Consider the following 26,239-nt stretch of genomic DNA (forward strand, 5'->3'; position numbering starts at 1 on the left):
CGCTTCTCTTGGTGTTATGTTTGGCTCGTTTTTTTTTAAATGCCCCAGGCCCCCCGCGGCGGGCCCGGGGGCGCCCCCCCGCGGGGGGGGGGCGCCCCCCCGGGCCCGTCGACTCCGGCCGGGGCTCCGCGGGCGCGTGCGCCCCGGACCCGCGGCCGGGTCCTGTTCGTGCGGCGGGCCGGTCAGATCGCCGGACCGCCGTAGAAGGGACCGTAGTAGCCCGCGTACTTCTCCAGGTAGTCGGTGTCGCCGTCGTGCTCGTGCCGGTCGAACTCCGGTCCGTTCCTGATCTCGTCCTTCGTCCGGTCGACGTACGCCTTCCGCTCCTCGAAGTCGACCTGGATGACGGTGCCGGCGGGCAGCAGCACGTGCTTGCCGAAGATCCACGGGCCGGTGTCCACCACCAGGTACCGGTCGGCGGCCTGCTCGGACAGCTTGTCGATCCTGCCGATGTGTCCGTCGACCGCCTCCACCCGGAAGTCGACGAGGTCGGACCCGGTGACGTAGCCGGACGTGGAGCGGAACTCCCAGATGTTGACGTCGCTGCTCACAATCGTCTCCTCTCCGCACGGTGTGCCGTGCCGGGGGTGTCCCGGCGGTGTTCGCCCCATCGGCTGCCCCGGGGGGCCGGGTTCATGCGGGGCGATGCCGTCGGACCCCGTTCGACCCCGTGGCGGCTTCCGTACTCGCCCAGGTGCCGCCGTCACCGTGGCGTCACACGACGGGAACGCCGTGGTGCGGATGCGGTGACGCTTCGGTGACGGTGGAGCGGCGAACGTGGACGGCACACCGTGGACAGACCTGCGGACGGTGCGAGGGGAGCCAGGGCCATGCCGATCAGTCCCACCCATCCCGGCGTCTACATCGACGAATTGCCGAGCGCGGTGCGCACCGTCGTCGGGGTGCCGACGTCGGTCGCCGCGTTCGTCGGGACGGCGCCGCGCGGTTCGGTGACGGACCCGGTGCACATCACCGGCTGGTCCGACTACGAGCGCGAGTTCGGCGGTCTCGACCGGACCAGCGAGATGAGCTACGCGGTCTACCAGTTCTTCCAGAACGGCGGTGCCGAGGCGCAGGTCGTCCGGATCGTCGCGCACCGGCCGGCGGACGCCCCCGCGGGCGGGCCGACCTACCCGGCGCCCGCCACCGTCGTCCTGGCGGCCGCGTCCGGCGCGGCCGCCGACGCGATCACCCTCACCGCGGTCAGCCCCGGGGACTGGGGCAATCGCCTGCGCGCCCGGGTGGACCACCGGACCAGGGACAAGGCGGCGAACGCCGCCGACCAGAAGAGCTTCAACCTCACCCTGCGCGACACCGCCACCGGCGTGACGGAGACCTACCTCAACATCGGGACCACGCCGGACAGCGGCAACCGGCTGAGTGCCGCGCTGGCCGGCTCCGCCCTGGTCACCGTGGACGCCGCGGCGGACGGCAGGCTGCCCGCGGCCGGCGCGGACGTCCCGGCCGGGCAGGACCCGTTCCCGGACGGCAAGGGAGCCGGCCACGGCGACTGGTACGTCGACGCCGCGAACGGACTCGACGGCACCGCGACCCCGGTCGCCGCCGACTACCTGGGCGAGAACTCCCCGGTCCGGGACGGCAAGCAGGGCATCTACCAGTTGTTGAAGACGGACATCTTCAACATCCTCTGTCTGCCCGGGCCGCCCGGCCAGAACGGCGACGGGGCCCACCCGGCCGGGATCCTGGCCCAGGCGGCCAGGCTCTGCCTGGACCGGCGGGCGATGCTGCTGGTGGACCCACCGGACAGCTGGCGCAGCGTCGCCGAGGTCGCGAGGGCCGGTGCACCGGGTGGCAGCGGGCTGCCGCTGACGGGTGACCTCGCGAAGAACGCGGCGGTGTACTTCCCCCGAGTCATGATCGCCGACACCGCGCAGCAGAACATGGTCCGCGACTTCCCGCCCTGCGGGGCGGTCGCCGGGGTGTGGGCCCGTACCGATGTCGCACGCGGCGTGTGGAAGGCTCCGGCCGGTACCGATGCCGGGCTGAGCGGGGTGGTCGCGCCACAGGTCCTGATGACCGACCAGGAGAACGGCATCCTCAACCCGCTCGGCGTCAACTGCCTGCGCCGGCAGCCGGTGGTCGGCACCGTGGTGTGGGGAGCGCGCACGCTCAGGGGCGCCGACATCCTCGCGGACCAGTGGAAGTACGTGCCGGTCCGCCGGCTGGCGCTGTTCATCGAGGAGAGCCTGTTCCGGGGCACCCAGTGGGTGGTCTTCGAGCCGAACGACGAGCCGCTGTGGTCGTCGATCCGGCTCAACGTCGGCGCGTTCATGAACACCCTGTTCCGGCAGCGGGCCTTCCAGGGCCGCACGCCGCAGGAGGCCTACCAGGTGGTCTGCGACGCGACGAACAACCCGCAGAACGACATCGACCGGGGGATCGTCAACATCCAGGTCGGCTTCGCCCCGTTGAAGCCCGCGGAATTCGTGATCATCCACATCCAGCAGCTGGCCGGCCAGATCCAGGTATGAGCCCGATCGGGTGACGGGTGACGGTGGCGGGTGACGAGGAAGGGCAGCCATGGCGGACAGCAGGACGAAGCGGCGCGACCCCTACAAGAACTTCCGGTTCCGGGTCAGGTTCGGCGGCGGGACGGACTACATCGCCGGGGTCAGCAAGGTGACCGGCTTCAAGCGCAGCACCGAGGTGATCAAGCACCGCAGTGGCGGGGACCCGGCGACCAGCGCCAAGCTGCCGGGGCGCACCGAGTACGACGCGATCACGCTGGAACGCGGGGTCACCAACGACAAGGTGTTCGAGCAGTGGGCGAACCGGGTGTGGAGCTACCACAACTCCGGTAGCGGGCTCGAATCCTCGCTCAAGGACTTCCGCCGGGACATCGTCGTCGACGTCTTCAACGAGGCGGGCCAGAAGGTGCTGTCCTACCAGGTGTTCAACTGTTGGGTCTCGGAGTACCAGCCGGTGTCCGACCTCGACGCCAACGCCAATGCGGTGGCCATCCAGCACGTCAAGCTGGAGAACGAGGGCTGGGTCCGCGAGGACCTGCCCGAGCCGGTCGAGACCGGGTTCGAGGACCCGGCCTGACCATGAGCACGCAGACCATGAGTACCCAGAGCACGGGCACGTCGACCGCGGGCATGCAGAGCACGGGCACGTCGACCACGGGCACGTCGTCCACGCCCGCCCAGGCCGCGGGCCCGCCGGACGGGCGTCCGCTGACCGAGGCCGGCCTGCTCGCGGTGTGGGAGGCCGGCCGGGGCAAGGACGCCGTCCGGCGGTCGCTGGTGCTCGCCGCGGCCGGCGGCGCCGACCCGTCGGCGGTGGCGGACCTCGCCGTCGGCACCTGCCGGGAACTCGTGCTCGCGCTGCACGAGCGCTGCTTCGGCCCGACCTTCCCGTGCGCGGTCACCTGCCCGTCCTGCCACGAGGAGCTCGAACTGGAACTGAGCGCCGACGACGTCCGGGCCGGTGGGGCGGACGGCGAGCGGCGGCTGCGGGTCGAGGGGTTCGAGATCGAGTTCCGGCTGATCACCGGCAGGGACCTGCTGACCGTCGGCCCGGGCACACCGGACGCCCGACGGGCACTGCTCGGCCGGGTCCTGACCTCGGCCGTGGCGCAGGGGGTGCAGGTCGCCCCCGAGGAACTGCCGGACGCGGTGCTGGACGCGCTCGCCGACGCCCTGTCCGCTCAGGACCCGCAGGCGGACGTCCGGCTGGAGCTCGACTGCGTGGAGTGCGGGCACGCCTGGCTGTCGCCGTTCGACGCGGCCGCCCATCTCTGGGCCGAACTGGACGCCTACGCCCGGAGGCTGGTGCACGACGTGCATGTGCTGGCGAGCGCCTACGGCTGGTCGGAGGACGAGGTGCTCGCGATCGGTCCGGCACGTCGGCAGTGCTATCTGGAGCTGGTGACGGGATGACCGACTTCGTGAGCCGCCTGCTGGGCGTGCCCGGTGCGGGCGGCCCGCCGATCCGGCCGCTGACCGGATCGCTGTTCGAGCCCAGGCGGGCCCGGCGGCCGGTGCAGGACGCCTTGCCGATGCCGGAGGAGTCGACCGGTCGCACGGCCGCGCCGCTGCCCGGTCCCGCCGGTGTGCGGGCCGCCGATCCGGCCGTCCCGGCCGGCCCGGGACGGCGGGCCGGGGCAGCCGCCAGGGGGCAGGAGACCGGTCCACCCACTCACCTCCGGGCCCCGGTCGGGCCCCGTCCCCAGGAGTGGCCGGCCGATCCGACGGACCACCGACCGGAGGCGCCGGGAGAGGCGCCGTCGTCGGGCGGGACCGCCCCGCCACCCGCTACCCGGCCGTCCGAAGGACCGGTGGCGCCCGACCCGGCCCGGCTGCCGGGCGACCACCCCCCGGCCGGCGCGCTCCGGCCGGGCACGGAACCGGCGGGCGGATCCGCGGCCGGCCCGGCGGCCGGATCCATGACGGACCCCGCGAACGACCCCGGAACCGGATCCGCGACCGACGCCGCGACCGACCGCGCAACCGGATCCGCGACCGACCTCGCGAACGGATCCGTGACCGACCCCGTCCGGGAGCATCCCGTACGGCCGCTCCACACCGCGGCGCGACCGACGGGGCCGGCTCCGGCGGCGCAGTGGCCGCAGTGGCCGCAGTCGCGCCAGGGGCCCGCCGCCGAGCCGACCGTGCACATCACCATCGGCCGCGTCGAGGTCAGGGCGACCCGGGAGACCCCCGCGCCGGCCCGTCGACGGCCCGAACGGCAGCCCGCGACGAGCCTCGACGACTACCTGCGCACCCGGTCGCGAGGTGATCGCCGATGAGCGACGAGGAGGCGATCGCCGCCGTCACCAGGACGCTGAGCGGCCTCGTCCACGGCGCGCTCGCCGATGTCGCCGGAGCGGGCGTGGACACCCGGCCGCTCGACGAGCTGGCCGGTGGCACCCGCGACAAGCTGGTGAACATCTACCTGTTCCAGGCCGACGTGTCCGGAGCGCTGCGCAACGCGGACCGGCCGGACCTGACGCCCGGTGAGAGCGGGGGCCCGCCGTTCCCGCTGGTGCTGCACTACCTGATCACCCCGTTCGTCCGGCACGACCCGGGCCTCGACGCGCACCGGCTGCTCGCCCGCACCGTGCGGGTGCTGCACGACAACCCGGTGCTGCAGCGCGGTGAGCTCGCGGCCTTCGCGCCGGACAGCAACGTCGCCGAGCAGCTGGACCGGATCAGGATCACCTGGCAGCCGTTCGGCGAGAAGGACATCTACGCACTCTGGTCGGCCTTCCAGACGCCGTACCGGATGTCGGTGGCCTACGAGGTGAGTGCGGTGCTGATCGACAGCCGCCGGGCGCCCACCGCGCCGGTGCCCGTGCTCAAGCGGGGCCGCAACGACGAGGGGCCCGGTGCGCAGGCCGGACTGCCGCTCGGCCTGCCCGCGCTCACCGCGGCCGTGCCGCCGGCCCGCCAGCCGGCCGCCCGGCCGGGCGAGCAGGTCTCGCTGCGCGGCCACGGGTTGTCGGCCCGCTCCGCCGAGGTCCGGCTGAGCCATCCGCTGCTGCCGGCCCAGGTGGTGGTACCGCTGGCCCCGGGTGCGCTGACCGACGGCGAGGCGCGGTTCACCGTCGGAGCCGCCGGCATGCCGGCCGGGCTCTGGTCGGTCGGGCTCGCGCTCACCGGACAGGTCACCGAGGGCGGGGTGTCCCGGTCGGTGGTGACCGTCACCAACGAGGTGCCGCTCGCGGTCGCGCCCCGGATCACCCGGCTGCCGGCGACCGTGCCGCAGGCGGCGGACGGCAGCGCGGTGATCGAGCTGACCTGCGCCCCGGCGCCGCTGCCCGGCCAGCCGGTGCTGCTCGTCTTCGACGGGCGGGCCGTGCCGCCCGACCCGCCCGGCCCCGGCACGCCACGGCCGGCGGGCAGCGCCCGGTTCACCGTGCCGCACGCGGCGAAGGGGCGGCATCCGGTGCGGTTGCGGGTGGCCGGCGTGGACAGCCTGCTGATCGACCGCTCGGGAGCCCGGCCGTCCTTCGACCCGACCCAATCGGTGGCGGTGATCTGATGACGGACCCGCAGAACACCGGGGTGAGCGGGGCGGACGGGGCGGAGGCCGCCAACAGCCGGTTCCTCGCCGCCTCGCTGACCTGGCTGCGGCTCCTGCTGCGGCGGCGGATCGCCGAGGGGCCGGTGCCCGCCGAGCCGGCCGGTCCGGTGCGCGGGGAGTCGCTCGGCCCGGCCCCGGCCGGGAGCGCGCCTGAGGCCCGGCCCGGGCGGGCCCGTCTGTTCCGTCGCACCGCACCGGCGCCGGCGCCCGCCGGGACCGCCGCGCCCACCGGGACCGCCGCGCCCGCCGCGCCCGGCGATCGGGTGACGGAGCAGCAGATCGAGGCGGCCGCCCGGGCGGTCCGGGACGCGGAGGAGGTCTCACCGCCGCCCCCGCTCGCCCAGCTCGCCGACCGGCTCGGGCTCTCCCGGTTCGAGCGCGACACCCTCCTGCTGTGCGTGGCGACCGAACTCGACCCGTCGATCACCGGGCTGTACGCCCGCGCGCAGGGCGACGAACGGCCGGCCCACCCGACGTTCGCGCTGGCCCTGGCGCTGCTGCCCGACCCGGCCTGGGACGCGCTCTCCCCGCAGGGCGGACTGCGGTACTGGCGGCTCCTGGAGATCACCCGGACCGTCGGCCAGGGCCTGGTCGCCGGTGCGCTGCGGGCCGACGAGCGGATCGTCAACCACGTGAAGGGCCTGAACCACCTCGACGACCGGCTCGCCCTGCTGATCGAACGCCTCGACCCGGGGCCGGAGGCGGAGCTGCCGCCCTCCCAACGGGCGGTCGCCGAGGAGATCGTCCGCACCTGGCGGCGGCCCGGCGTACCGCTGGTCCAACTCGTCGGCCCCGAGGGCTCCGACGGCCCGGGCAAGCGGGCGGTGGCCGCCCACGCCGCGGCCGCGAGCGGGCTGGTCGCCTGCCGGCTCCCGGCCGGGCTGCTCCCGGCCGCACCGGGCGAACTGGACGAGCTGGCCCGGCTGTGGCAGCGCGAGTCGACCCTGCTGCCGCTCGCGCTCTACCTCGACGCCGGGGACACCGGGCCCGGGGACCCGGGGCCGGCCCGGTTCCTGGCCCGGACCGGTGGCAGCGCCCGCCTGCTCGCCGGTCGGGAGAGCAGCCCCGACCTCCCGGCCTCCTCGGTGCTCGACGTCGCGCCGCCGACCCCGGCCGAGCGGGCCGAGGCATGGCGGGCCGAGTACGGCCCCGGCGAGCACACGGACGCGCTCGCGGCACAGTTCGGCCTGGAGCTGTCCGCCATCCGGGAGGTGGCGACCGTCGCCGCCGGGGACCCTGCCGCCGCCTGGCGAGCCTGCCGGCTGCGCACCCGGCCGCGCCTGGACGCCCTCGCGCAGCGGCTGGAGACCAGGGTGACCTGGGAGGACATCGTGCTGCCCGAGGACGGCCGCCGGGCGCTCGGGGAGATCGCCGACCAGCTGGCGCACCGCACCACGGTGTACGAGACCTGGGGGTTCGGCGAGCGCGTCACCCGGGGGCTCGGCCTGGGCGCGCTGTTCGCCGGGCCGAGCGGTGCGGGCAAGACGATGGCCGCCGAGGTGCTCGCCCGGCACCTCCGGCTCGACCTCTACCGGATCGACCTGTCCGCCGTGGTCAGCAAGTACATCGGCGAGACCGAGAAGAACCTGGGCCGGCTGTTCGACGCGGCGGAGGGCGGCGGCTCGATCCTCTTCTTCGACGAGGCGGACGCGCTGTTCGGCAAGCGCAGCGAGGTCAAGGACGCGCACGACCGCTACGCCAACATCGAGGTCAACTACCTGCTCCAGCGGATGGAGAGCTACCGGGGGCTGGCCGTGCTGGCCACCAACCTCCGCTCGGGGCTGGACAACGCGTTCCTGCGGCGGCTGCGGTTCATCGTGGAGTTCGAGTTCCCCGGCCCCAGCCAGCGCCGCGAGATCTGGGAGAAGGCGTTCCCGGCGGCCGCGCCGCGCGCCGCACTCGACCACGAGCGCCTCGCCCGGCTGCCGGCCAGCGGCGGCATGATCCGCAACATCGCGCTCAACGCGGCCTTCCTCGCCGCCGCGGCGGGCACCCCGATCACCATGCCGACGGTGCTCGCCGCAGCGCGCAGCGAGTTCCTGAAGCTCGAACTCCCGATGACCGAGCGCGACTTCGCGTGGAAAGGGGCTCCGGAGCGATGAGGATCGAACTGCACATCGAGCGGCTGGTCCTGGACGGGGTCGGCGCGGATCCCGGTGAACTCAGGAAGGCGCTGCACGCCGAGCTGACCAGGCTGCTCGCCGCGGCGCCGGCGGGGGCCTGGGGCGAGTCGCGCCGCGTGCCCGGTCTCGCCGCCCCGGAGGTCCGCGGCGGGCCCCGGCCGGCCGCACTCGGGGCGGCCGTCGCCCGGTCCGTCCACGGCGCGCTGGCGCGCCCGCACCGGGAGGTGGGCGGATGACCGGGAAGGCGGTGGTACCCGCCGGGGCCGGCCGGCAGCCGGTGAACGCCCGGGAGTGGGGCGGGACGCAGGCGCCGACGCACGAGGCCGCGCGGTGCGGCGGTGTCCGCGGCGGGCGCACCGGCGTGATCCAGCGCCGGGCGACCGGGGACGGGGCGGCGACCGGGGCCGTCCGTGGCATCGTCGACGTCGACGAGCTCGGGCACGTGCTCGACACCCCGGGCCGGGAGCTGCCCCCCGCGGTCCGCGCGGACATGGAACAGCGGCTGGGCAGTGACTTCAGCACGGTCCGGATCCACTCCGGGGACGCCGCCCACCGCTCCGCCGTCGCGGTCGGCGCGCGGGCGTGGACGGCCGGCTCGCACATCGTGTTCCGCGACGGCCTTCCGGACACCGGCACCCGGGCCGGCCGGATGCTGCTCGCCCACGAACTCGCCCATGTCGTCCAGCAGTCCACCGGACCGGTGGCCGGCCGCGACATCGGCGGCGGGCTGCGGGTCAGCGAGCCCGGCGACCGGTTCGAGCGCGAGGCGGAGGCCGTCGCCGACCGTGCGGAGCGCACCGGGCCGCGTCCCGGCCCGGCCCGGCCGGCCCCGACCCTGCCTCCGGCCCCGGCGGGGATCCGGGCGGTGCAGCGCTTCGAGGCGCCCGTGCACGAGGCGGCCGAGCGGGTCGGGCTCACGACCGACGCCGCCGGGCGCGAGGACCAGGCGGCCTTCAGCAACGAGGAGGCCGGCGCGGTCTACTTCGGCAACTGGATGCGCGACCTCAACCAGGTCTTCGTCCCGCTCGCACTGCGCATCCTGCCGGCGGACGTGCTGTTCTCGATGCTGGCCTACATGGCCGCGAAGAAGTTCGGCCGGAGCATGACCCCCGAGCAGTTCGGCTACTACATCCCCGCCGAGCACATCGACAACCCCGGCGGGCTCACCTCCACCGACGACCTGCTCGCCGCGCCGCCCGCCGTCACCGCCGCGCCGCCGGTCGCCGGGGCCCCGGCCCGGCCGCCGGCGGCGGTCACCGCCCAGGAGCCGCCCGAACCGGCCGCCGCCGTGCAGCAGGGGGCGCCGGGCACCGCCGCACCGGTCTTCTCGGTGGACCGGGCGGGCGTGCTCGCCTACATCAGGCGGACCAACCTGCACGTGGAGCGGCGGCTGGAGCTCGCGGTGCAACGCGGGCGCACCACCGACGGGCTGCTCCACTTCGGGGCCGCGCTGCACGCCGTCGAAGACCTGTTCGCGCACTCCAACTGGGTGGAGATCGCGGTGAACAAGGTGCTGCGCGAGCACGCCGACCTGCTGCCCCGGCTCCGCGGCGCCGACCGGAGCGCCTTCGCCTTCCTGCCGTCGATCGACGTCGGGCGCGGACCGGCCGCGCTGCGCAACCGTCCGGTGCTCTCCACCGGCACCTTCCTCGGCGCGGACACCAAGATCTCGCTCACCAGCGAGTTCGTGAAGTTCCTGCTGACACCGCTGCCCGACCCCAAGACCATCGCGGAGGCCAAGAGCGAGGAGCGGTTCATCGAGGCCGAACTGCGCGTGACGGGCCACCTGCTCCAGAACAACAAGCAGTTCCGGGACGGGCTGCGCCAGACCCTGCTCGGGGCGCTGGGCTCCTACGGGCGGCCGCCGTACAGCGCGGTGACCGGCCGGGCGGTCGAGACCCTGCTGAGCCTGCCGATGGACCAGATCTACCACCTGGGCACGCTGTTGCCCGCGATCATCCCGCAGTCGGTGCGGGACGTGACCGTGGTCGCCGCCCAGCGGGCCATCCGCGCGGGAATCCACGAGCACCTCATGGTGCCGGCCGCCAAGCGCTTCCAGGCTGAGGCGCTGGGCGCCCAGGTGGCCGACACCAGCCTGATCGTCGCGCTGCGCGAGGCCCGCGCCCGGCAGGCGCGCACCGCCACCCCCGAGGCCGAACGCCGCGCGATGGAGCTGGAGGGGCGTTTCACCGGCCGCGGCGTGGCCGAGCAGGAACGCGAGGGCCGGGAGGCCGCCGTACGCCGTGAACGCAACCTCCAGGCCACGCCCGAGCCGACGATCGCCGGTCCGTCGCACAGTCAGATCGCCAAGGACCACGCGGACAGCCCGTTCTTCGGCCTGGCGTTCAAGGTCGCGACCGTCGCCGACCGCCGTCTGCGCGAACGGATCACCGAGGCCTGGGCGGAGGCGGGCGGCGGGCCCACCCGGCGGCTCGGCTTCGACGCCGCCGCCTGGCCGGCCGGGACGGAGGCCGAACGGGAGCAGCGCGACCTCTTCCTGCAGACCCGCGCCCGGCGCGACCACGAGGAGACCGAGAGCCGGGCGGCCGGACTGCGCATCGCCGCACGGGGCAACGTCGAGCCGGCCGCGTTCGACCTGGCCGCGATGCGGACCGAGACCGCCGAGCGGATCCGCGCGGTCGCGGCCCTGCTGCGCGCCACCGCCGGTGCACCGGACCAGGTCGGCGGCCGGCTGCAGCAACTGCGCGGCTGGCTGGGCACGGTCGCCCCGGACGATCCCGAGCTGGCGAAGATCGACCGGGAGCTGCAGACCGCGGCCGACGCGGCCCGGCAGGCCGGCCAGGGCCGGACGGCCGTGAGCACCGCCGCCCTCGCCGATCAGCTCGACGCCGACGCGGCCGTGGTCGCCGCGGCCCTCACCCAGCCGCAGCGACAGGCGGCGCACGAGCAGCTCGACCGTTCCCGGGCCACGGCACTGCGGGTCCTGGCCACCACGCCGGACCTCCGCTCCGGCACGGCCGGGGTGGTCCTGCTGGTGCTGGACCAGCAGATCGCCGACACGGCGCCGACCTTCTACACCGAGCAGCGCGAGGTGGCCGAAGGCCGCCGCCACCTCGCCGAACACACCGGTCCGCGCACCTTCGCCCTCCGTGAGGTGACCCTCCCCGCTCTGAGCAGTCGCCCGCCCGGCCTGCGGCACCTGCTGGAGGAGTCCCGGCTGCTGGTCGACCACCCGTACGAGAGCACCTGGTGGGAGCAGACCGTGATCGAGCACATCCGCGCGCACGCCGACCAGATCGCCACCGACATCGCGGCCCGCAGCTCCGGCGTCCCGGTGCTGCGCCGGACCGGGCAGACCCGTGAGGCCCGCCGGCACGAGCAGGGAGACGCACCATGAGCGGGCCCACGGGCGCGTCCTCGCCGACGGAGGTGCGGGAGTGAGCACCTTTCCCGGGGCGCTGAACCCGGTGCGCGGCGGCTTCGTGCTCGTCGACCCGGACCGCGGCACCGTGCTGCGGACCATCCCGTTCCAGTACAACCCGGACACCCTCACCAGGACCCTGACGCCGCAGGGCATCGGCAACGAGCCGGGGGACCGGTTGGAGGCCCTGCGGCTCAAGGGGCCCGCCCAGGAGCAGTTCAGGTTCGACGCCGAGTTCGACGCGACGGCCGAGCCGGAGAAGTACCCGGACGGCCTGTACCCGGTGCTCTCCGCGCTGGAGCTGACGATGTACCCCACGGTGCGGCAGCTGCGGCGCGAGGACGCGCTGGCGCGCGAGGGGCAGATCGAGGTCGCGCCGCTGGAGTCCGCGCTGCTGGTCCTGGTGCTGGGGCCGAAGCGGGTGGTGCCCGTGCGGATCACCGACTTCTCCGTCACCGAGGAGTTCTTCGACCAGGCCCTCGACCCGATCCGGGCGAAGGTGGGCATCGGGGTGCGCGTGCTCACCGTCGACGACCTCGGGCACCAGCACCACGGCGGCGTGCTCTACCTCACCTACCAGGGGCGCAGGGAGGGCTTCGCGCAGACCGTCCGCCATCCGATCTCCGACCTCGGCACTCCCCGCGTCTGACGGGTGGGGACCGCGGTGCCCGGGAGACCGGAGCGCCCGACCGGCAAGAGCCGGAACTACGAAAGGAAGCGCCATGTTCGCCATCACCAGCCGCTACCGGGGGCTGCCCACCGCGAACCTCCGCCTGCCGGACGGGCGGACGGTGAGCTACCTGCGGCGGCGCTTCGTGCCGCACCCGGAGGCGCTGGCGCAGCTGCGCGAGCACGTCGTCCGGCCGGGCGAGCGGCTGGACGGGATCGCCTTCGCGGAGCTCGGCGACGCCGAACTGGCGTGGCAGATCGCCGATGCGAACCGGGCCGTGGACCCCGACGAACTCGTCGTCCCCGGTCGGCGCCTGCGGATCACGCTGCCGGCCGCGGCCGGCCCGGGCACCGGCTCACCGCTGTTGCCGGGAGCCGTCCATGGCTAGGAGCGTCCAACTGCTGCTGCGGATCGGCGGTGTCGTCACCGCGCCGGCCCCGCAGGCGCTGATGGACGCGCTGCAGTCGGTGCAGGTGACGTCGAGCGCCGGGTCGCGGAGCGGCTTCCAACTCACCTTCGCGGTCAGCAAGAGATCCGTGATCACCAACGCCCTGCTGCCGGCCGGGCTGCTCGATCCGCCGACGCGGGTGATCGTCGCGGTGGTGGTGGCCGGGGCGACCGAGGTGCTGATGGACGGCGTGATCACCCGGCACGAGCTGAGCCCGAGCGACACGCCCGGTGCCTCGACGCTCACCGTCACCGGCGAGGACCTGACGCTGCTGATGGACCTGCGGACCGAGCACGCCTGCTACCCGGCCATGCCGCACCACGTCAGGGCCACCCTCGTCCTGCTCAAGTACGCCCTGTACGGGGTGGTCCCGGCCGCCGTCCCGACGGTCGTGCCCACCGTCCCGAACCCGCTCGACCGGATCCCGATCCAGTCCAGCACCGATCTGGAGTACCTGCGCAGCCTCGGCGAGGAGGTGGGGTACACCTGCTACCTCGTGCCGGGCCCGGCGCCGGGCACCAGCATCGGCTACTGGGGGCCGGAGGTCCGGATCGGCGAGCCGCAGCCCGCCCTGACCGTCAACTCCGGGGCCGCGGACAACGTCGAGTCCCTCTCGTTCTCCTTCGACGGCCTGGCCCGCACCCAGTACACGGTGCGGATCACCGAGCCGAACACCAAGCTCGGCATCTCGGTGCCGGTCCCCGCACTGAGCCTGCTGAAGCCACCGCTCGCCGCCCGGCCGGCGGTCGCCCTCCGGGAGGAGCCGATCGTGAAGCTGACCGACCGCTCGATCACCGACGCGATGCTGCGCGCGGTGAGCGTGACGTCGAAGGCGGCGGACGCCGTCACCGGACAGGGCAGGCTCGACGTCCTGCGCTACGGCCGGGTGCTGACCGCACGCGGGCTGGTCGGGGTGCGCGGCGCGGGGCCGGCCTACGACGGCCTCTACTACGTCAAGAGCGTCACCCACGACGTCAGACGCGGCGCCTACACCCAGAGCTTCGCCCTGGCCCGGGACGGCTTCGGCGCCATCGGCGACCGGGTGGCGCCGTGACGACCTCGAACGCCAACCAGCAGCCCGACTTCCGGGACCTCTACCGGGGTGTCGTCGTCTCGAACTTCGACCCCCTGCAACAGAACCGGATCATGGTCCGGGTCGACGACGTGCTCGGCGACGACCCGTGCATCTGGGCCACCCCGCACTACGCGACGGCCGGCATGCACGTCGTGCCGTCCGTGCAGTCCGGCGTGTGGATCAAGTTCGAGGACGGGGACGTCAACCGGGCCGTGTGGACCGGGTTCTGGCGCGGCGGAACGCTGGAGCAGCCGCCGGTGGCCGCGCTGGTCCCGCCCGAGGTCCCCCAGGTCGTGCTCAGCACGCCCGCCGGGAACTACGTGCTGCTCACTGACGCCACCGAACCCACCGGCGGCATCCGGTTGCAGCTGCGCGGGGCGGCCGGGCCGTACATCAAGCTCAGCGAGGCCGGCATCGAGCTGTCCTGCGGACCGGGGCTGGCGAGCATCCGGCTGGCCGGCACCTCGGTGATCATCAACAACGGCACCCTCGTCGTGCCGAAGTAGGGGGACCCATGCCCGGCCTTGCCGTCCACACCGGAATGACCATGACCTGCCCGCACGGTGGCACCGCGACCGTGCTGCCGGCCGGTCCGCCCGGAGCCCTGGTCGACGGACTGGCGGTGGCGACCACCGCCGACCGGATCGTGGTCGCCGGCTGCGCCGCGCCCACGCCCTGCGCGACGGTGCGGTGGACCAACGTCTCCGCCGTGCTCGTCAACGGTGCGCCGATGCTGACCCAGGCACCGCCGCCCACTCCGCCCCCGGTGCCCGGCGGCGGAGTCTGCGTCGGCTCGCCCACACCGGGGCCACCGCTGGTGATGGCCATGCAGCTGCTGGTCACCGGATCGTGAGCGGGGTGCACCGATGGACATCGCCTTCCCCTTCCGCATCGACGCGCGCGGCCGTACCGCGGACCGCGACCACCCGGACCACGTACGGGACATGATCGAGCAGCTGCTGTTCACCACACCCGGCGAGCGGGTGAACCGGCCCGACTTCGGCTGCGGACTGCTCGACCTGGTCTTCGAGCCCGACAGCGTCGAACTCGCGGCCGCGCTCCAGGTGTCCGCCGAGGGCGCGCTGCACCGCTGGCTCGGGGACGTGATCGCGGTCGACTCGCTCCAGGTCACCGCCCAGGAGAGCACGCTCCGCATCGAGCTGCGCTACCTGCTCCTCGCCACCGGCCAGGTGCGCACCGACGTCATCGAGGGGAGCGTGGCGCGATGAACCGTACCGACGCACGACGCCGGGCCAGGGTGCGGGCCGCCGGCCTCAGCGGCATCGACAGCGTCGACGTCCGCGACGGCGGCCGGGGCGACCACCTGGTCGTCGCCCTCCTCGGCGAGGCGCCGCCCGGGCTGACGCCGGCGAACTTCCGCATCGACGGCGGACAGCGGATCACCGGCATCACCGTCCTGGAGGTGCGCCCGCTCACCGACGGCGAGCGGCAGTCGCCGCACCGCCTGGAGCTCCGGGTCGACCGGCCGGGCGATCTGTCGGTCTACCGACTGAGCGTCGTGCGGACCGATCCGCACGGCCGGCCGGGCACCGAACCACACCCGGGCTTCGACCGCCGCTACGCGAGGACGGAGTTCACCTTCCGGCCGGAGCGCGCGGGCCCGGACTGCGCCGACGACCGGTGCGAGGGCCCGGCGGCCGACACCGCGCCGCCGCACCTCGACGGTGGGCCGGGCACCGGCGCCGTGCCCGAGGTCTGCGCCGTGCCCGCCGGCGACGCCGTGCCCGCCGGCGACGCCGTGCCCGACATCGACGCTGTGCCCGACATCGACGCCGTGCCCGACATCGACTACATCGCCAAGGACTACGACAGCTTCCGCCGCCTGATGCTCGACCGGCTCGGCCTCACCGTGCCCGCGTGGACCGAACGGCACGTGCCCGACCTCGGCATCACCCTGGTGGAACTGCTCGCCGCCGAGGGCGACCGGCTCAGCTACCGCCAGGACGCGGTGGCCACCGAGGCCTACCTCGACACGGCACGGCTCCGGGTGTCGGTGCGCCGCCACGCCCGGCTGGTCGACTACCCGATGCACGACGGCTGCGCGGCCCGGGCCTGGGTCTGCCTGGAGACCGACGAGGACCTGACGCTGCCCGCCGGCGACTTCCGCTTCGCCACGCGCGTCACCGGCGCACCGCCCGGCGCGGGCGCCGCCGTGCTCGCCGCCGACCTCGACCGCCGCGACCTCCCGCCGTACGAGGTCTTCGAGCCGGTCCACACCGAGGACGTCGCGCTCCACCGCGCCCACAGTCTGATCCACCTCTGGACCTGGGGCGACACCGAGTACCGGCTGCCCGTGGGGGCGACCTCGGCCACCCTCGTCGACAGCGACCCGCACGGCCGCCACGGGCAGCGGATCCTGCGGCTGCGCCCCGGCGACGTGCTGCTGTTCGAGGAGATCCTCGGCGCGAGCACCGGCACGGCCGCCGACGCCGACCGGACCCACCGCCAGGCCGTCCGCCTCCTGTCGGTCACCGAGGACGTCGACCGGCTGTACGACCAGCCGATCCTGCAGGTCGCCTGGGCGCCCGAGGACGCGCTGGCCTTCCCGCTGCGGGTCGGCGGCAGGGGCGGCCCCGACTGCACCGACCTCGAAATCGGCGTGGCCCGGGGCAACACGGTGCTCGTCGAGCACGGCCGGAGCATCGACTGGTGCCACGCCCCGCCCGAGACGATCGACGTCCCCGTCGTACCGCCGGCCGAACCCGGCTGCCCGCCCCCGGAGCACTGGGGCTGCCCCGACGAGGACGCGGCCGCCGGCCGCCCGCCCTACCCACCTCTCCCGGTCCGCTTCGCGCCCGCGCTGCGCCTGACACCGGTGACCCGGAGCGCGGCGTTCCCCGCGCCGGCCACCGTCGCCGGCGCGCAGGCCCGGCTGCTGCTGGGCCTGCCGGAGCGGGCCCGGCAGCGGCTCACCGCGATCTGGCGCCGGCTCCCCCCGGAGCACGGGCACCTCGCACCCGCCGACCGCGACTACCTGGTCACGCTCTTCGGCGCGGCCGCCCTGCACCGGGCGGGGCTGGAGCACCGGCCCGGCCGGGCCCTGCGCACGCTGCTGGGGCGCTTCGACGAACTCCTCGCGGTGAAGCTCGCCCGGTGGGCCGAACTGCTGCGCCGGGCCCGGTCCGGCACCGTGCTGCGCTTCGACGCCGAAGGCTGGGAGATCGGCCAGAGCTGGGGCGCGGAGGAGCGCGACCGGCTGCGCGAGAGCGCCCCGGCCCTGCGGGGTCCGGCGGCCACCGCGACCACCCAGGACCCGCGCCGCGCGCTGCCGGCCCTGCGGCTCACCGACCAGAACGGCGACGACTGGCGGCCCCGCCGGGACCTGCTCGACAGCGGCCCCGCCGACCGCGACCTCGTCGGTGAGACCGACGACGACGGCGTGCTGCGGCTGCGCTTCGGCGACGGCCGGCACGGCGCCGCGTTCCCGCTCGCCGACGAACCGGGCCGCCGGTGCGCCGTGCGCTACCGGGTGGGCAACGGTACGGCGGGCAACGTCGGGGCCGAGGTGATCGGCCGGATCGTGTTCAGCTCGACCCGGCAGCAGGGCATCCGGCTGGTCCGCAACCCGCTGCCCGCCCGCGGCGGCGTCGATCCGGAACCCGTCGACGACGTCCGCCGGCTCGCCCCGGTCGAGCCGACCGGGCGGCTGCTGCGGGCCGTCACCGCGCAGGACTACGCGACCCTCGCCGCCCGCACCCCCGGGGTGCGGCGAGCGGCCGCGGCGCTGCGCTGGACGGGCAGCTGGTACGAGGCCCAGGTGGCGGTCGAGGCCTTCGGCACCGCGACGGCCCCCGACCAGCTGCTGGACGCCGTCCGGGAGTCGCTGTTCCGGTACCGCCGGATCGGGCACGACCTCGCCGTGCTCGGCGCCACCCAGGTGCCGCTCGACGTCGCCCTGCACGTCCTGGTCGCCCCCGACGCGGTGGCCGGGCACGTGAGAGCCGCTCTGTCGGCGGCCTTCGCCGCACTGTTCGCGCCGGACGCGATGTCCTTCGGCGCACCCGTCCGGGCAAGCCGGCTGGTGGCCGCCGCGGTGGCGGTTCCGGGTGTCCGGCACGCCGAAGTCACCCGGCTGGCACGGCTGTTCGCCGGCCCCGCCGATCCCGGCGACGCCCTGGCCACCGGTCTCCTGCCGATCGGCGCGTTCGAGGTCGCCCGGCTGGACGACGACCCGGCCCGGCCGGAGAACGGCCGGCTCGTACTCGATCTGGAGGGTGGCCGATGAGCTGCCGATGCGGCTGCCGCGCGGGCGTCGAGGCCGTCACCCCGGTGCCGGTGTTCAACCGGCCCGGCCTGCCGGCCCTGTCCTACCGGGTCGGCACCTGGCCGACGTTCCGCGCCTCGATGCTGGCCCGGCTGTCGAGCCGCCGCGCGCTCGACCCGTTCACCACCCGCGACCCGGACGACCCGGCCGTCGCCCTGCTCGACTGCTGGGCGATGGTCGGCGACGTCCTGACGTTCTACCAGGAGCGGATCGCTAACGAGGGGTATCTGCGCACCGCGACCGAACCGGAGTCGATCAGCCTGCTCGGCCGGCTCGCCGGGCACCTGTCGAGGCCGCCGCTGGCGTCGAGCACCTACCTCGCCTACACGCTCGATCCCGGGGCGCGGAGCCTCGTCCCGGCCGGGTCCGCGGTGCGCAGCCGGGCCGAGAACGGCGGGCTGCCGCAGACCTTCGAGACCGACGAGGACCTGGTGGCCCGCGAGGAGTGGAACACCCTCGCCGTCCGGCTCACCGACCCGCCGGAGATTACCGCCGCCGAGGTCGACACCACCCTGGTGGACTTCGCGGTCGACGGCGTCTCGGCGAACCTCCGCAAGGGCGACCGCCTGCTCTTCGCGTTCGCCCCCGCCGGCCTCCAGCCGGATGTGCACGCCAGGACGGTCGCCGACTCCACCGTGGACTTCACCGCCGGCCGGACCGCCGTGACGCTGGTGTCGTCCGCCGCCCCGCTCGACGCCTTCACCGCCGCGGTCACCGACCTCGCCACCGCGCTCGACCGCGCGACCGGCGCCCCGGTCGCGTCGCTGGACCCGGTCGCGGCCCGGATCGTCACCTCGGTCCTCGAACCCCTGGCGGCCCTCCTCACCCCCGCGCCGACCCCGGCCGAGGCGCTGGACCGGGCCGCCCGGTACCTCCGACGGCTGCCCGAGGAGGTGGCGACGGCGGCCCGCGGTGCGAGCTGCGAGCGGGCCGACTGGCTGGGTGCCGAGGTGCGGGCCGTGGTGGACGCCGGTCGGGTGCTGACCGCCCTCGCCGCGCGCATCGCCCGCCGCAGCCCCCCGGAGATGGCCGAACTGCGCGGGCTGGCCCGGTCCCTGGTCTGCGGTCACGACCTCCCCCGGGGCCGTGGTCACGGGCACGGCCCGGATGACGACGCGGACCGAGCCGCGGAGTGCGAGGAGTGCGAGGAGTGCCCGGACCCGTACCGGGCGACCGGCCTGGTCGCCCTGACGCCCGTCCTCCCGGCCCTGCGCCGGGCCCCGGCCCGCCCGCCGCGCACCGCGCGGGCCCTCGACACCCCGGCGCGGGAGCTGTTCCGGCCGGACGCCGACGTGCACCCCAGGCTGCTCGCCGCCGCCGACCCCCGGCTCGCGTCGGTGTACGACGCATGGCGGCGCGAGCGGATCACCGACCCGCCGGCGCTCGCCGCCCTGAGCGTGCTCCGGGTCCGGGCGACGATCGCCTCGGTCGAGCCGCCTCCGCCACGGCAGGACGACGCCGCGGTGACCGATGGCCCGGTGACCGATGGCCCGGTGCCCGATGACGGGGTGAGCAGGATCCTGCTCGACGGCGTCCACGACGCGATCGTGGCGGGCCGGCCGGTGCTCGTCGGGGCCGGCGACGGCGACGCCTCGGCGGTGCTCTTCCCGGACCGGGTCGGCCAGACCCAGCTGGACGTCACCGACCCGAACGGCTCCGGCCGGAAGATCTCCGAGGTCACCGTCACGGTGCTGGAGTTCGACACTCCGCAGGGCCGTGAGCGGGGGCCGCTGCGACGCGGCACTCCGCTGTGGGCCCAGGGCGAACCGCTCACCCCGGTCGGCGCCCCCGTCCTCGACGACGTCGGGCGGGCGTCGATCGACATGGCGCAGTGCTACGACGGACTCAAGGCCGGCCGGTGGATCGTGGTGTCGGGCGAACGCACGGACGTGCCGTACACCACCGGTGTCCACGCCACGGAACTCGCCATGGTCGCGGGCGTCACCCACCGCCTCGACCGGACCGTCGACGGCCGGCCGGTGCTCGAACGCGGGCAGGGGCCGCAGACCCGGCTGCTGCTGGTCGACGAGCTCGCCCACACCTACCGGCGCTCCACGGTGAAGATCTACGGCAATGTCGTGGGCGCCACCCAGGGGGAGACCCGGGGCGACATCCTCGGCAGCGGCGACGCCGGCCGGCCGGGTCAGGTGTTCCGACTGCACCTGGTCTCCGACCGGACCCCGCTGACCTGGACCGCGGCCGACAACCCGCTGGGCGCGAGCAGCACCCTGACCACCCGGGTCAACGGCGTGGCCTGGCCGGAGACCGCCGTGCTCGCGCTCGCCGGGCCGACCGACCACGTCTGTGAACTGCGCACGGACCCGGTCGATGGCCCAGGCGGCCCAGGCGGCCCAGGCGGTTCGGGCGGCCCGGGTAGCCCGGGAGCGGGCGCGTCGGTCGCGTTCGGCGACGGTGTGCACGGCGCCCGGCTGCCGTCCGGGAGCCAGAACGTCACCGCGACCTACCGCACCGGCGCGGGCGCCGGCGGCAACGTCGCGGCGGGCGGCATCGACCAGCTCGCCGCGCGTCCGCTCGGGGTGAGCGCCGTGACCAACCCGCTGCCGGCCACCGGCGGCGCGGACGCGGACGGACCGGCCGACGCGCGCACCGTCATCCCGCTGCGGCTGCGCGCGCTCGACCGGTTGGTCTCCGTCCAGGACTACGAGGACTTCACCCGGGCCCGGGCCGGCATCGCCAAGGCCGGCGCGGTGCGGCTCTTCGACGGGACGCGCGAGGTCGTCCACGTGACCGTGGCAGCGGTCGGCGACGCGCCGCTCGACCCGCTGTCCGGCCTCCTCACCGCGCTCGAACGGGCCCTGGTGGACTTCGGCGACGCCGGTCTGCCGGTCCGGGTCGCCGCCCGGGAGCTGCGGCTGATCGTCCTCGACGCCGGGGTGAAGGTGCTGCCGGACCACTCCTGGGAGCTCGTCGAACCCGCCGTGCGGGCGGCCCTCGCCGACGGGTTCGGCTTCGCCGCCCGTACGCTCGGCCGGCCCGCGTACCTCAGCGAGGCCATCGCGTTGATCCAGGGCGTCGAGGGCGTGGACCACGTCGACGTGGACGTCTTCGACAGCGTGCGCTCCGATGTGACGCCCGTCCAGCTCGCCGAACTGGCGGCGAGTCTGACAACGGCGAAGCCGTGCATCGCCTCGCTCCCGGCCCACTTCGAGCAGATCGACCACCGGATCGTGGCCGGCGACACGCTCACCCGGGTGTCCCAGCGGTACGGCCCGCACCTCGACGAACTCGCGGCGCTGAACCCGCTCCTGGCCACCCCGGCCCTCGTCCCCGGACAGCTCCTCACCGTGTACCGCGGCGTCCGCCCCGCGCAGCTCGCGGTACTCCCGTCCGATGTCCCGGAAGCGCTGACACTGCGGAGGATCCCGTGACCACCGACCGGATGTACGAGCTGCTGCCGGCCGTGGTCCGGCGCCGGGACGCGGAGCAGGGCGGGCCGCTGCGCGCGCTGCTCGGCGTGGTGCAGGAGCAGGCGGACGTCATCGAGGCCGACCTCGAACAGCTCTACGAGGACTGGTTCGTCGAGACCTGCCGGAGCTGGGTCGTGCCCTACCTCGGCGACCTCGTCGGCTACCGCGTCCTGCCCGGTTCCACCGAGGCCCTGTCCGGCTCCACCGAGGCGGCCCGGCTGCTTCCGGCCGTGATCGCCGGACGCCGGGACGTCGCGCACACCGTTGCCGATCGGCGCCGCAAGGGCACGCTCGCACTGCTGGAGGAGCTGGCCGAGGACGTCGCGGGGTGGCCCGCGCGGGCGGTGGAGTTCCGCACGCTGCTCGGCGTCACCCAGGCGGTGCGGCTGTACGGCCGCGACCCGCGCGCCGACCGGCGCCGGCTCACCCGGGGCCGCACGGTGGACGTGCGCGCCGTGGACGCGCTCGACCGGATCGACGGCCCGTTCGACAGCCTCGCCCACACCGTCGACGTCCGGCGGATCGACTCGGCGCGCGGGCGGGGGCGGTCCGGCATCCCCGAGATCGGCCTGTTCCTGTGGCGGCTGCGGGCCCACTCCGTGACCCGCGCGCCGGCCCACTGCGACGACCGCGCCCGCAGGCACTTCACCTTCAGCGTGCTCGGCAACAGCGCGCCGCTGATCACCAAGCCGGTGGCGGAGCCGTCACCGACCCACCTCGCGGACGAGAGCAACGTCCCCGGGTTCATCCGCCGCGTCGCCTTCGCCGAACGGACCGCGCAGTTCTACGGACCGGGCAAGAGCCTGTGCGTCTACGTCGGCGGCGAACCGGTGCCGCTGAACCGCGTGGTGGCGGCCGACCTGACCGGCTGGCGCCACCACCCGACGGACGACCGGGTCGCGATCGACCCGGTACTCGGCCGGATCGCCTTCCCCGCCCGGCAGGCGCCGGCCGACGGCGTCTGGGTGGACTACCACTACGGCTTCGGTGCGGACCTCGGCGGCGGCGAGTACGCCCGGCCGCCGCAACCGCGGCGCCCCCGGGCCTTCTACACGGTCGGCCGGGCCGCCGGGAACGACTTCACCGGGATCGGCGCGGCCCTGCGGCAGTGGCGGTCGGACAAGCTCGCCGACCCCGGCAAGCGCGAGGCCGTCATCGAGATCACCGACGCCGGGGACTACCACGAGTCGCTCACCGTCGAGCTGGACCACGGGGACCGGCTGACCCTGCGCGCCGCCCGGGGCAGCCGGCCGGTGCTGCGCGTCCTCGACTGGAACAGCAACCGCCCGGACGCCCTGGAGATCGTCGGCCCGCGTCCGGGCGCGGGCGGCTTGGCGAGCCCGGAGGGCGCTGAGGATTCGTCCGGGCGTGCCGGCAGCCCGCCGAGGATCGTCCTCGACGGGCTGCTGGTCGCCGGCCGGGGCCTGCGGATCCGTGGCGGCGTCGGCCAGGTCGTGGTGCGGCACAGCACCCTGGTGCCGGGCTGGTCGCTGGACCAGGAGTGCGGGCCCGAGCACGAGGAGGAGGCGAGCATCGAACTCGTCGACACTCCCGCCTGCCTGCAGGTCGACCACAGCATCATCGGCTCGATCGTGGTCGACGCCGACGGGGCGAGCGCCGAGCCGAACCCCGTCTGGCTGTCCGACAGCATCCTCGACGCCGTCGGCCGGCACGCGGCCGCGCTGTCCGCACCGGACGGACGCCCGGCCCACGCGGTGTTCAACGCGCGCCGCACGACGGTCCTCGGCACGGTGCTGACCCGGGCCGCCGGACTGGTCGAGAACTCCCTCCTGACCGGCTGTCTGCTGGTCGAGCGCCGGCAGGCCGGCTGCGTCCGGTTCTGCTGGCTCGGACCGGGGTCGCGTACGCCGCGCCGGTTCCACTGTCTGCCCGAGGTTCAGCCGGCCGGCGAACCGCAGCGCGTGGTCCCGAGGTTCACCAGTACCCGGTACGGCATGCCGGGGTACGCGCAGCTCGCGCCGGACTGCCCCGAGGAGATCCGGCGCGGCGCGGACGACGGCTCGGAGCTCGGGGTGTTCCACGACCTCTTCCAGCCGCAGCGCGAGGACAACCTGCGGATCCGGCTCGCGGAGTACGTACCGGCCGGCTGCGACGCCGGCCTCGTCATCGTGACCTGACCCGACCCCCACCCCGACCCCCACCCCACCCCGACCTGACCCCCACCCCACCCCACCCCGACCTGACCCGACCCCGACCTGACGCACGGCCGTCGGCCGTGACCCGGCCGGAGCCCAGCGAGCACCGGAGGACACCATGCAGGGCGACTTCTCGCGGACCACGTTCGACCCGCGCAAGCACTACTCGGCGGTGCTCGCGCAGCAGGGCCGGGTGCAGCTCGACGCCGACTTCAACGAGCAGGGCGCCGTGCTGCTGCACCAGCTGCGGACCATGGTCGCCGATGTCCTCGGACCCGCCGTGGCGCCGGCGGCCGGAGGCGGCTTCGCGATCGGGGCGGTCGACGGCAGGAGGCCGCAGGAGGACCTGACGATCTCCGCCGGCCGCATGTACGTCGACGGCATCCTCGTGGAGAACGACGCCGAGGCCACCTACTGGACCCAGCCGGACCTGCGGCTGCGCATCGGCCACAGCGCCGACGAACTGCCGCAGAACGAGCCGTTCGTGCTCTACCTGCGGGTCTGGGAGCGGCTGATCACGGCGCTGCAGGACCCGGCGATCCGGGAGGTCGCCCTCGGTGCCCCCGGCCCGGACACGGCGGCCCGGGCGAAGACCGTCTGGCAGGTGGCCGCGGTCGCGGTGACGGCGCGGACCACCGAGGAGGCGCTGAAGGAGTTCCCGGCCCGGCTGGCCGCCTTCCGGCCCACCGGGCGGATGCGGGCCCGGGCCAGGCAGCCGGTCGCGCCCGCCGACTGCCAGTACCACCTGCCGGTGGACAGCCGCTTCCGGGGCCCGGAGAACCAGCTCTACCGGATCGAGGTGCACTCCGGCGGCCCGGCCTGGCCCACGGACCCCACCGGCTGTCCGACCCCCACCGGCCCGACCCCCACCGGCCCGACCCCCACCGGCACGGCCGTCGCCGCCCACAGCGGTGCGGCCCGCCGCGGCGCGACCTTCAAGTGGTCCCGGGAGAACGCCTCGGTGGTGTTCCCGGTCGTGTCGCTCAACGGCTCGACGGCGCGGGTCACCACACTCGGCCGGGACGGCAAGCTCGGTCTGGAGGTCGGCGACCGGGTCGAGCTCGTGGACGACACGATCGCCGGCCGGGTGGCCGACGACCGCGTGCTGACCGGCCCGCCGGAGCGGGCCCCCCGGCTGCGGCGGGTCCTCGCGGTCGACGCCGTGGACCTCCTGGTCACCCTCGACGACCAGGACGGCGACGAGGACTGCGGGCTCGGTGCGAACCCGTTCCTGCGCCGCTGGGACCACCGGCCGGCCCCCGGTACCACGACCGCTGTCCCGGACGACGGCGCGCTGCCCCTGGTGGAGGGCGGCTGGTTGGACCTGGAGGACGGCGTGCAGGTGTGGTTCGAGACCGCGGGCGAGACGACGCCGGGCACGTACCGGCGCGGCGACCACTGGCTCGTCCCGGCCCGCACCGCCGTCGGCGACGTCCTGTGGCCGCAGCGCGCGGACGGTCCGGCGCCCGTCGAGCCCGACGGCGTGCGGTACCACTACGCCCCGCTCGCCCACGTCGTCGGCCAGGGCGTCGATCCGTCACCGCGCCGGACCTTCCCCCCGCTCGGCGGGTGACGGCCCGCCCGTTCCGGAGGCCGGTTCGACGGCCGCGTCCAGCAGCCGCCGCATCCGGGGCGACGGCCTCACCCCGAGCTCACGGTGCAGCAGCATCCGGTACGCGTGGTACGTGTAGATGGCCTCGCTGTAGTTGCCCTCCGCGAGGTGGATCTCCAGCAGCAGCCGGTGCGGGCTCTCCCGCAGCGGCTCGGCCCGCAGGGCGACGAGCACCGCCTCCAGCGCGCCCGCGAAGTTGCCGGCCCGCAGCTCCCGGAGCGCGAACTCCTCCATCGTGTGCAGGCGGATCTGGCGCAGCCGCTCCCGTTCGAGCAGGACCCAGTCGTCGTACCAGCCCGGCAACAGCTCGCGCAGCCCGGCTCCGCGCAGGGCGGGCCGGTCGCCGCCCCCGCCCAGCACCTCGTCGACGTCCACGCTCACCGAGGCGTGCAGCCGCAGCGTCTCACCGTGCGTGACGAGCAGCGGCACGCCCAGCCGGTGCAGCCGCCACAGCGCGGTGCGCAGCCGGCTGAACGCCTTGGACTCGTCGGACTCCGGCCACAGCGTGCCCGCCACCAGGGCCCGGGTGGCCTGCCCCCGCAGGGCGACGAACGCGAGCAACCGCTGCAGGGTCTTCGTCACGTGAACCGATCGCGGGCCGCAGTCGAGCGCGAACCCGTCGAGCAGTGTCAGCCGGGCCGGCTCACCCCCGGCCGCCCTCCCGTCGGGACCTCGGCGGACGCCGGCCCGGCCATTCGACTCGCGCACCTCGGGTGCGGGCAACGGACGCACGGATACGGCCCTCCCTTCGCCCGGGGGAACGCCCGGCACCGGCCTGCGTGCCGTCGGCCCCCGCTGATCCGGCATCAGGCTAGGGCGTCCCGCCCGCACCGGCGGCTCCTCGGGACCAATGTCACTCCATGGTGTACAGAGCGAACTCTCGTCGACCGGCGGAGGCGGTCACGGCACGCCGACGGGCCCGGGGGCGGGTTCAACCCGCCCCCGGGCCGCGGGGGCCGCGGGGAGCGGTGTTGGAGATACTTAAAATGGGCCGGCCCCCGGATGCGTTTGA

19 protein-coding genes are annotated in these 26,239 nt (G+C 75.0%); 17 read left to right on the forward strand and 2 right to left on the reverse strand.

Annotated elements, in window-relative coordinates; all coding sequences use genetic code 11:
* Positions 1 to 182: 182 nt before the first annotated feature.
* Complete coding sequence (locus ACFVYI_RS39770; protein ID WP_387894639.1) at positions 183 to 551, reverse strand: PRC-barrel domain-containing protein; 369 nt, start codon at positions 549 to 551, stop codon at positions 183 to 185.
* 279 nt (positions 552 to 830) lie between these two features.
* On the opposite strand from ACFVYI_RS39770, the gene ACFVYI_RS39775 reads away from it, so the two are divergent.
* The 17 genes from ACFVYI_RS39775 to ACFVYI_RS39855 all read left to right on the forward strand — a co-directional run bounded on the left by ACFVYI_RS39775 (position 831) and on the right by ACFVYI_RS39855 (position 25,188).
* A complete protein-coding gene (locus tag ACFVYI_RS39775; protein ID WP_387894641.1) occupies positions 831 to 2,492 on the forward strand; it encodes a phage tail sheath family protein in 1,662 nt (553 codons plus the stop codon).
* A gap of 49 nt (positions 2,493 to 2,541) precedes the next feature.
* Positions 2,542 to 3,066: a phage tail protein gene (locus ACFVYI_RS39780; RefSeq protein WP_387894643.1), complete on the forward strand. Its 525-nt coding sequence runs from the start codon at positions 2,542 to 2,544 to the stop codon at positions 3,064 to 3,066.
* Between the two features lie 2 nt (positions 3,067 to 3,068).
* Entirely contained in the window at positions 3,069 to 3,902 is an 834-nt protein-coding gene (locus tag ACFVYI_RS39785; protein WP_387894645.1) for a hypothetical protein, read from the forward strand.
* An 865-nt stretch (positions 3,903 to 4,767) separates the two neighbouring features.
* Complete coding sequence (locus tag ACFVYI_RS39790) at positions 4,768 to 6,006, forward strand: DUF4255 domain-containing protein (RefSeq protein ID WP_387894647.1); 1,239 nt, start codon at positions 4,768 to 4,770, stop codon at positions 6,004 to 6,006.
* Positions 6,006 to 8,150, forward strand: a complete 2,145-nt coding sequence (locus tag ACFVYI_RS39795; RefSeq protein ID WP_387894648.1) for an ATP-binding protein — start codon at positions 6,006 to 6,008, stop codon at positions 8,148 to 8,150. The genes ACFVYI_RS39790 and ACFVYI_RS39795 overlap by 1 nt, the downstream gene beginning before the upstream one ends.
* The gene (locus ACFVYI_RS39800; RefSeq protein ID WP_387894650.1) at positions 8,147 to 8,407 is read left to right on the forward strand and encodes a hypothetical protein; all 261 of its coding nucleotides are present in this window, start codon (positions 8,147 to 8,149) and stop codon (positions 8,405 to 8,407) included. The genes ACFVYI_RS39795 and ACFVYI_RS39800 overlap by 4 nt, the downstream gene beginning before the upstream one ends.
* The gene (locus ACFVYI_RS39805; protein ID WP_387894651.1) at positions 8,404 to 11,529 is read left to right on the forward strand and encodes a DUF4157 domain-containing protein; all 3,126 of its coding nucleotides are present in this window, start codon (positions 8,404 to 8,406) and stop codon (positions 11,527 to 11,529) included. The genes ACFVYI_RS39800 and ACFVYI_RS39805 overlap by 4 nt, the downstream gene beginning before the upstream one ends.
* Before the next feature lie 40 nt (positions 11,530 to 11,569).
* The gene (locus ACFVYI_RS39810) at positions 11,570 to 12,202 is read left to right on the forward strand and encodes a hypothetical protein (protein ID WP_387894653.1); all 633 of its coding nucleotides are present in this window, start codon (positions 11,570 to 11,572) and stop codon (positions 12,200 to 12,202) included.
* Positions 12,203 to 12,275: 73 nt separating this feature from the next.
* Positions 12,276 to 12,611 (forward strand): LysM domain-containing protein, encoded by a 336-nt coding sequence (locus ACFVYI_RS39815; RefSeq protein WP_387894654.1) that lies wholly within the window; start codon positions 12,276 to 12,278, stop codon positions 12,609 to 12,611.
* Positions 12,604 to 13,725, forward strand: coding sequence for a hypothetical protein (locus ACFVYI_RS39820; protein WP_387894655.1), 1,122 nt, complete (start codon positions 12,604 to 12,606; stop codon positions 13,723 to 13,725). Before ACFVYI_RS39815 ends, ACFVYI_RS39820 begins: the two co-directional genes overlap by 8 nt.
* On the forward strand, positions 13,722 to 14,252 hold the full coding sequence (locus ACFVYI_RS39825) for a phage baseplate assembly protein V (RefSeq protein WP_387894657.1): 531 nt from the start codon (positions 13,722 to 13,724) through the stop codon (positions 14,250 to 14,252). The genes ACFVYI_RS39820 and ACFVYI_RS39825 overlap by 4 nt, the downstream gene beginning before the upstream one ends.
* 8 nt (positions 14,253 to 14,260) lie before the next feature.
* Complete coding sequence (locus tag ACFVYI_RS39830) at positions 14,261 to 14,599, forward strand: hypothetical protein (RefSeq protein WP_387894659.1); 339 nt, start codon at positions 14,261 to 14,263, stop codon at positions 14,597 to 14,599.
* A gap of 13 nt (positions 14,600 to 14,612) precedes the next feature.
* Positions 14,613 to 14,975 (forward strand): GPW/gp25 family protein, encoded by a 363-nt coding sequence (locus ACFVYI_RS39835; RefSeq protein ID WP_387894660.1) that lies wholly within the window; start codon positions 14,613 to 14,615, stop codon positions 14,973 to 14,975.
* A complete protein-coding gene (locus tag ACFVYI_RS39840) occupies positions 14,972 to 17,992 on the forward strand; it encodes a putative baseplate assembly protein (RefSeq protein ID WP_387894662.1) in 3,021 nt (1,006 codons plus the stop codon). Before ACFVYI_RS39835 ends, ACFVYI_RS39840 begins: the two co-directional genes overlap by 4 nt.
* Positions 17,989 to 21,420 carry a putative baseplate assembly protein gene (locus tag ACFVYI_RS39845; RefSeq protein ID WP_387894664.1) on the forward strand — a complete coding sequence of 1,144 codons (3,432 nt, stop codon included), beginning with the start codon at positions 17,989 to 17,991 and terminating at the stop codon, positions 21,418 to 21,420. Before ACFVYI_RS39840 ends, ACFVYI_RS39845 begins: the two co-directional genes overlap by 4 nt.
* On the forward strand, positions 21,417 to 23,597 hold the full coding sequence (locus tag ACFVYI_RS39850) for a hypothetical protein (protein WP_387894665.1): 2,181 nt from the start codon (positions 21,417 to 21,419) through the stop codon (positions 23,595 to 23,597). Before ACFVYI_RS39845 ends, ACFVYI_RS39850 begins: the two co-directional genes overlap by 4 nt.
* 136 nt (positions 23,598 to 23,733) lie before the next feature.
* On the forward strand, positions 23,734 to 25,188 hold the full coding sequence (locus ACFVYI_RS39855; RefSeq protein WP_387894667.1) for a DUF6519 domain-containing protein: 1,455 nt from the start codon (positions 23,734 to 23,736) through the stop codon (positions 25,186 to 25,188).
* On the opposite strand, the gene ACFVYI_RS39860 is transcribed toward ACFVYI_RS39855, so the two are convergent.
* Positions 25,153 to 25,809 (reverse strand): BTAD domain-containing putative transcriptional regulator, encoded by a 657-nt coding sequence (locus ACFVYI_RS39860; RefSeq protein WP_387894668.1) that lies wholly within the window; start codon positions 25,807 to 25,809, stop codon positions 25,153 to 25,155. The genes ACFVYI_RS39855 and ACFVYI_RS39860 overlap by 36 nt on opposite strands.
* Between the last annotated feature and the right edge of the window lie 430 nt (positions 25,810 to 26,239).

This window comes from Kitasatospora sp. NPDC058218 (assembly GCF_042882445.1).
Lineage (GTDB): Bacteria > Actinomycetota > Actinomycetes > Streptomycetales > Streptomycetaceae > Kitasatospora.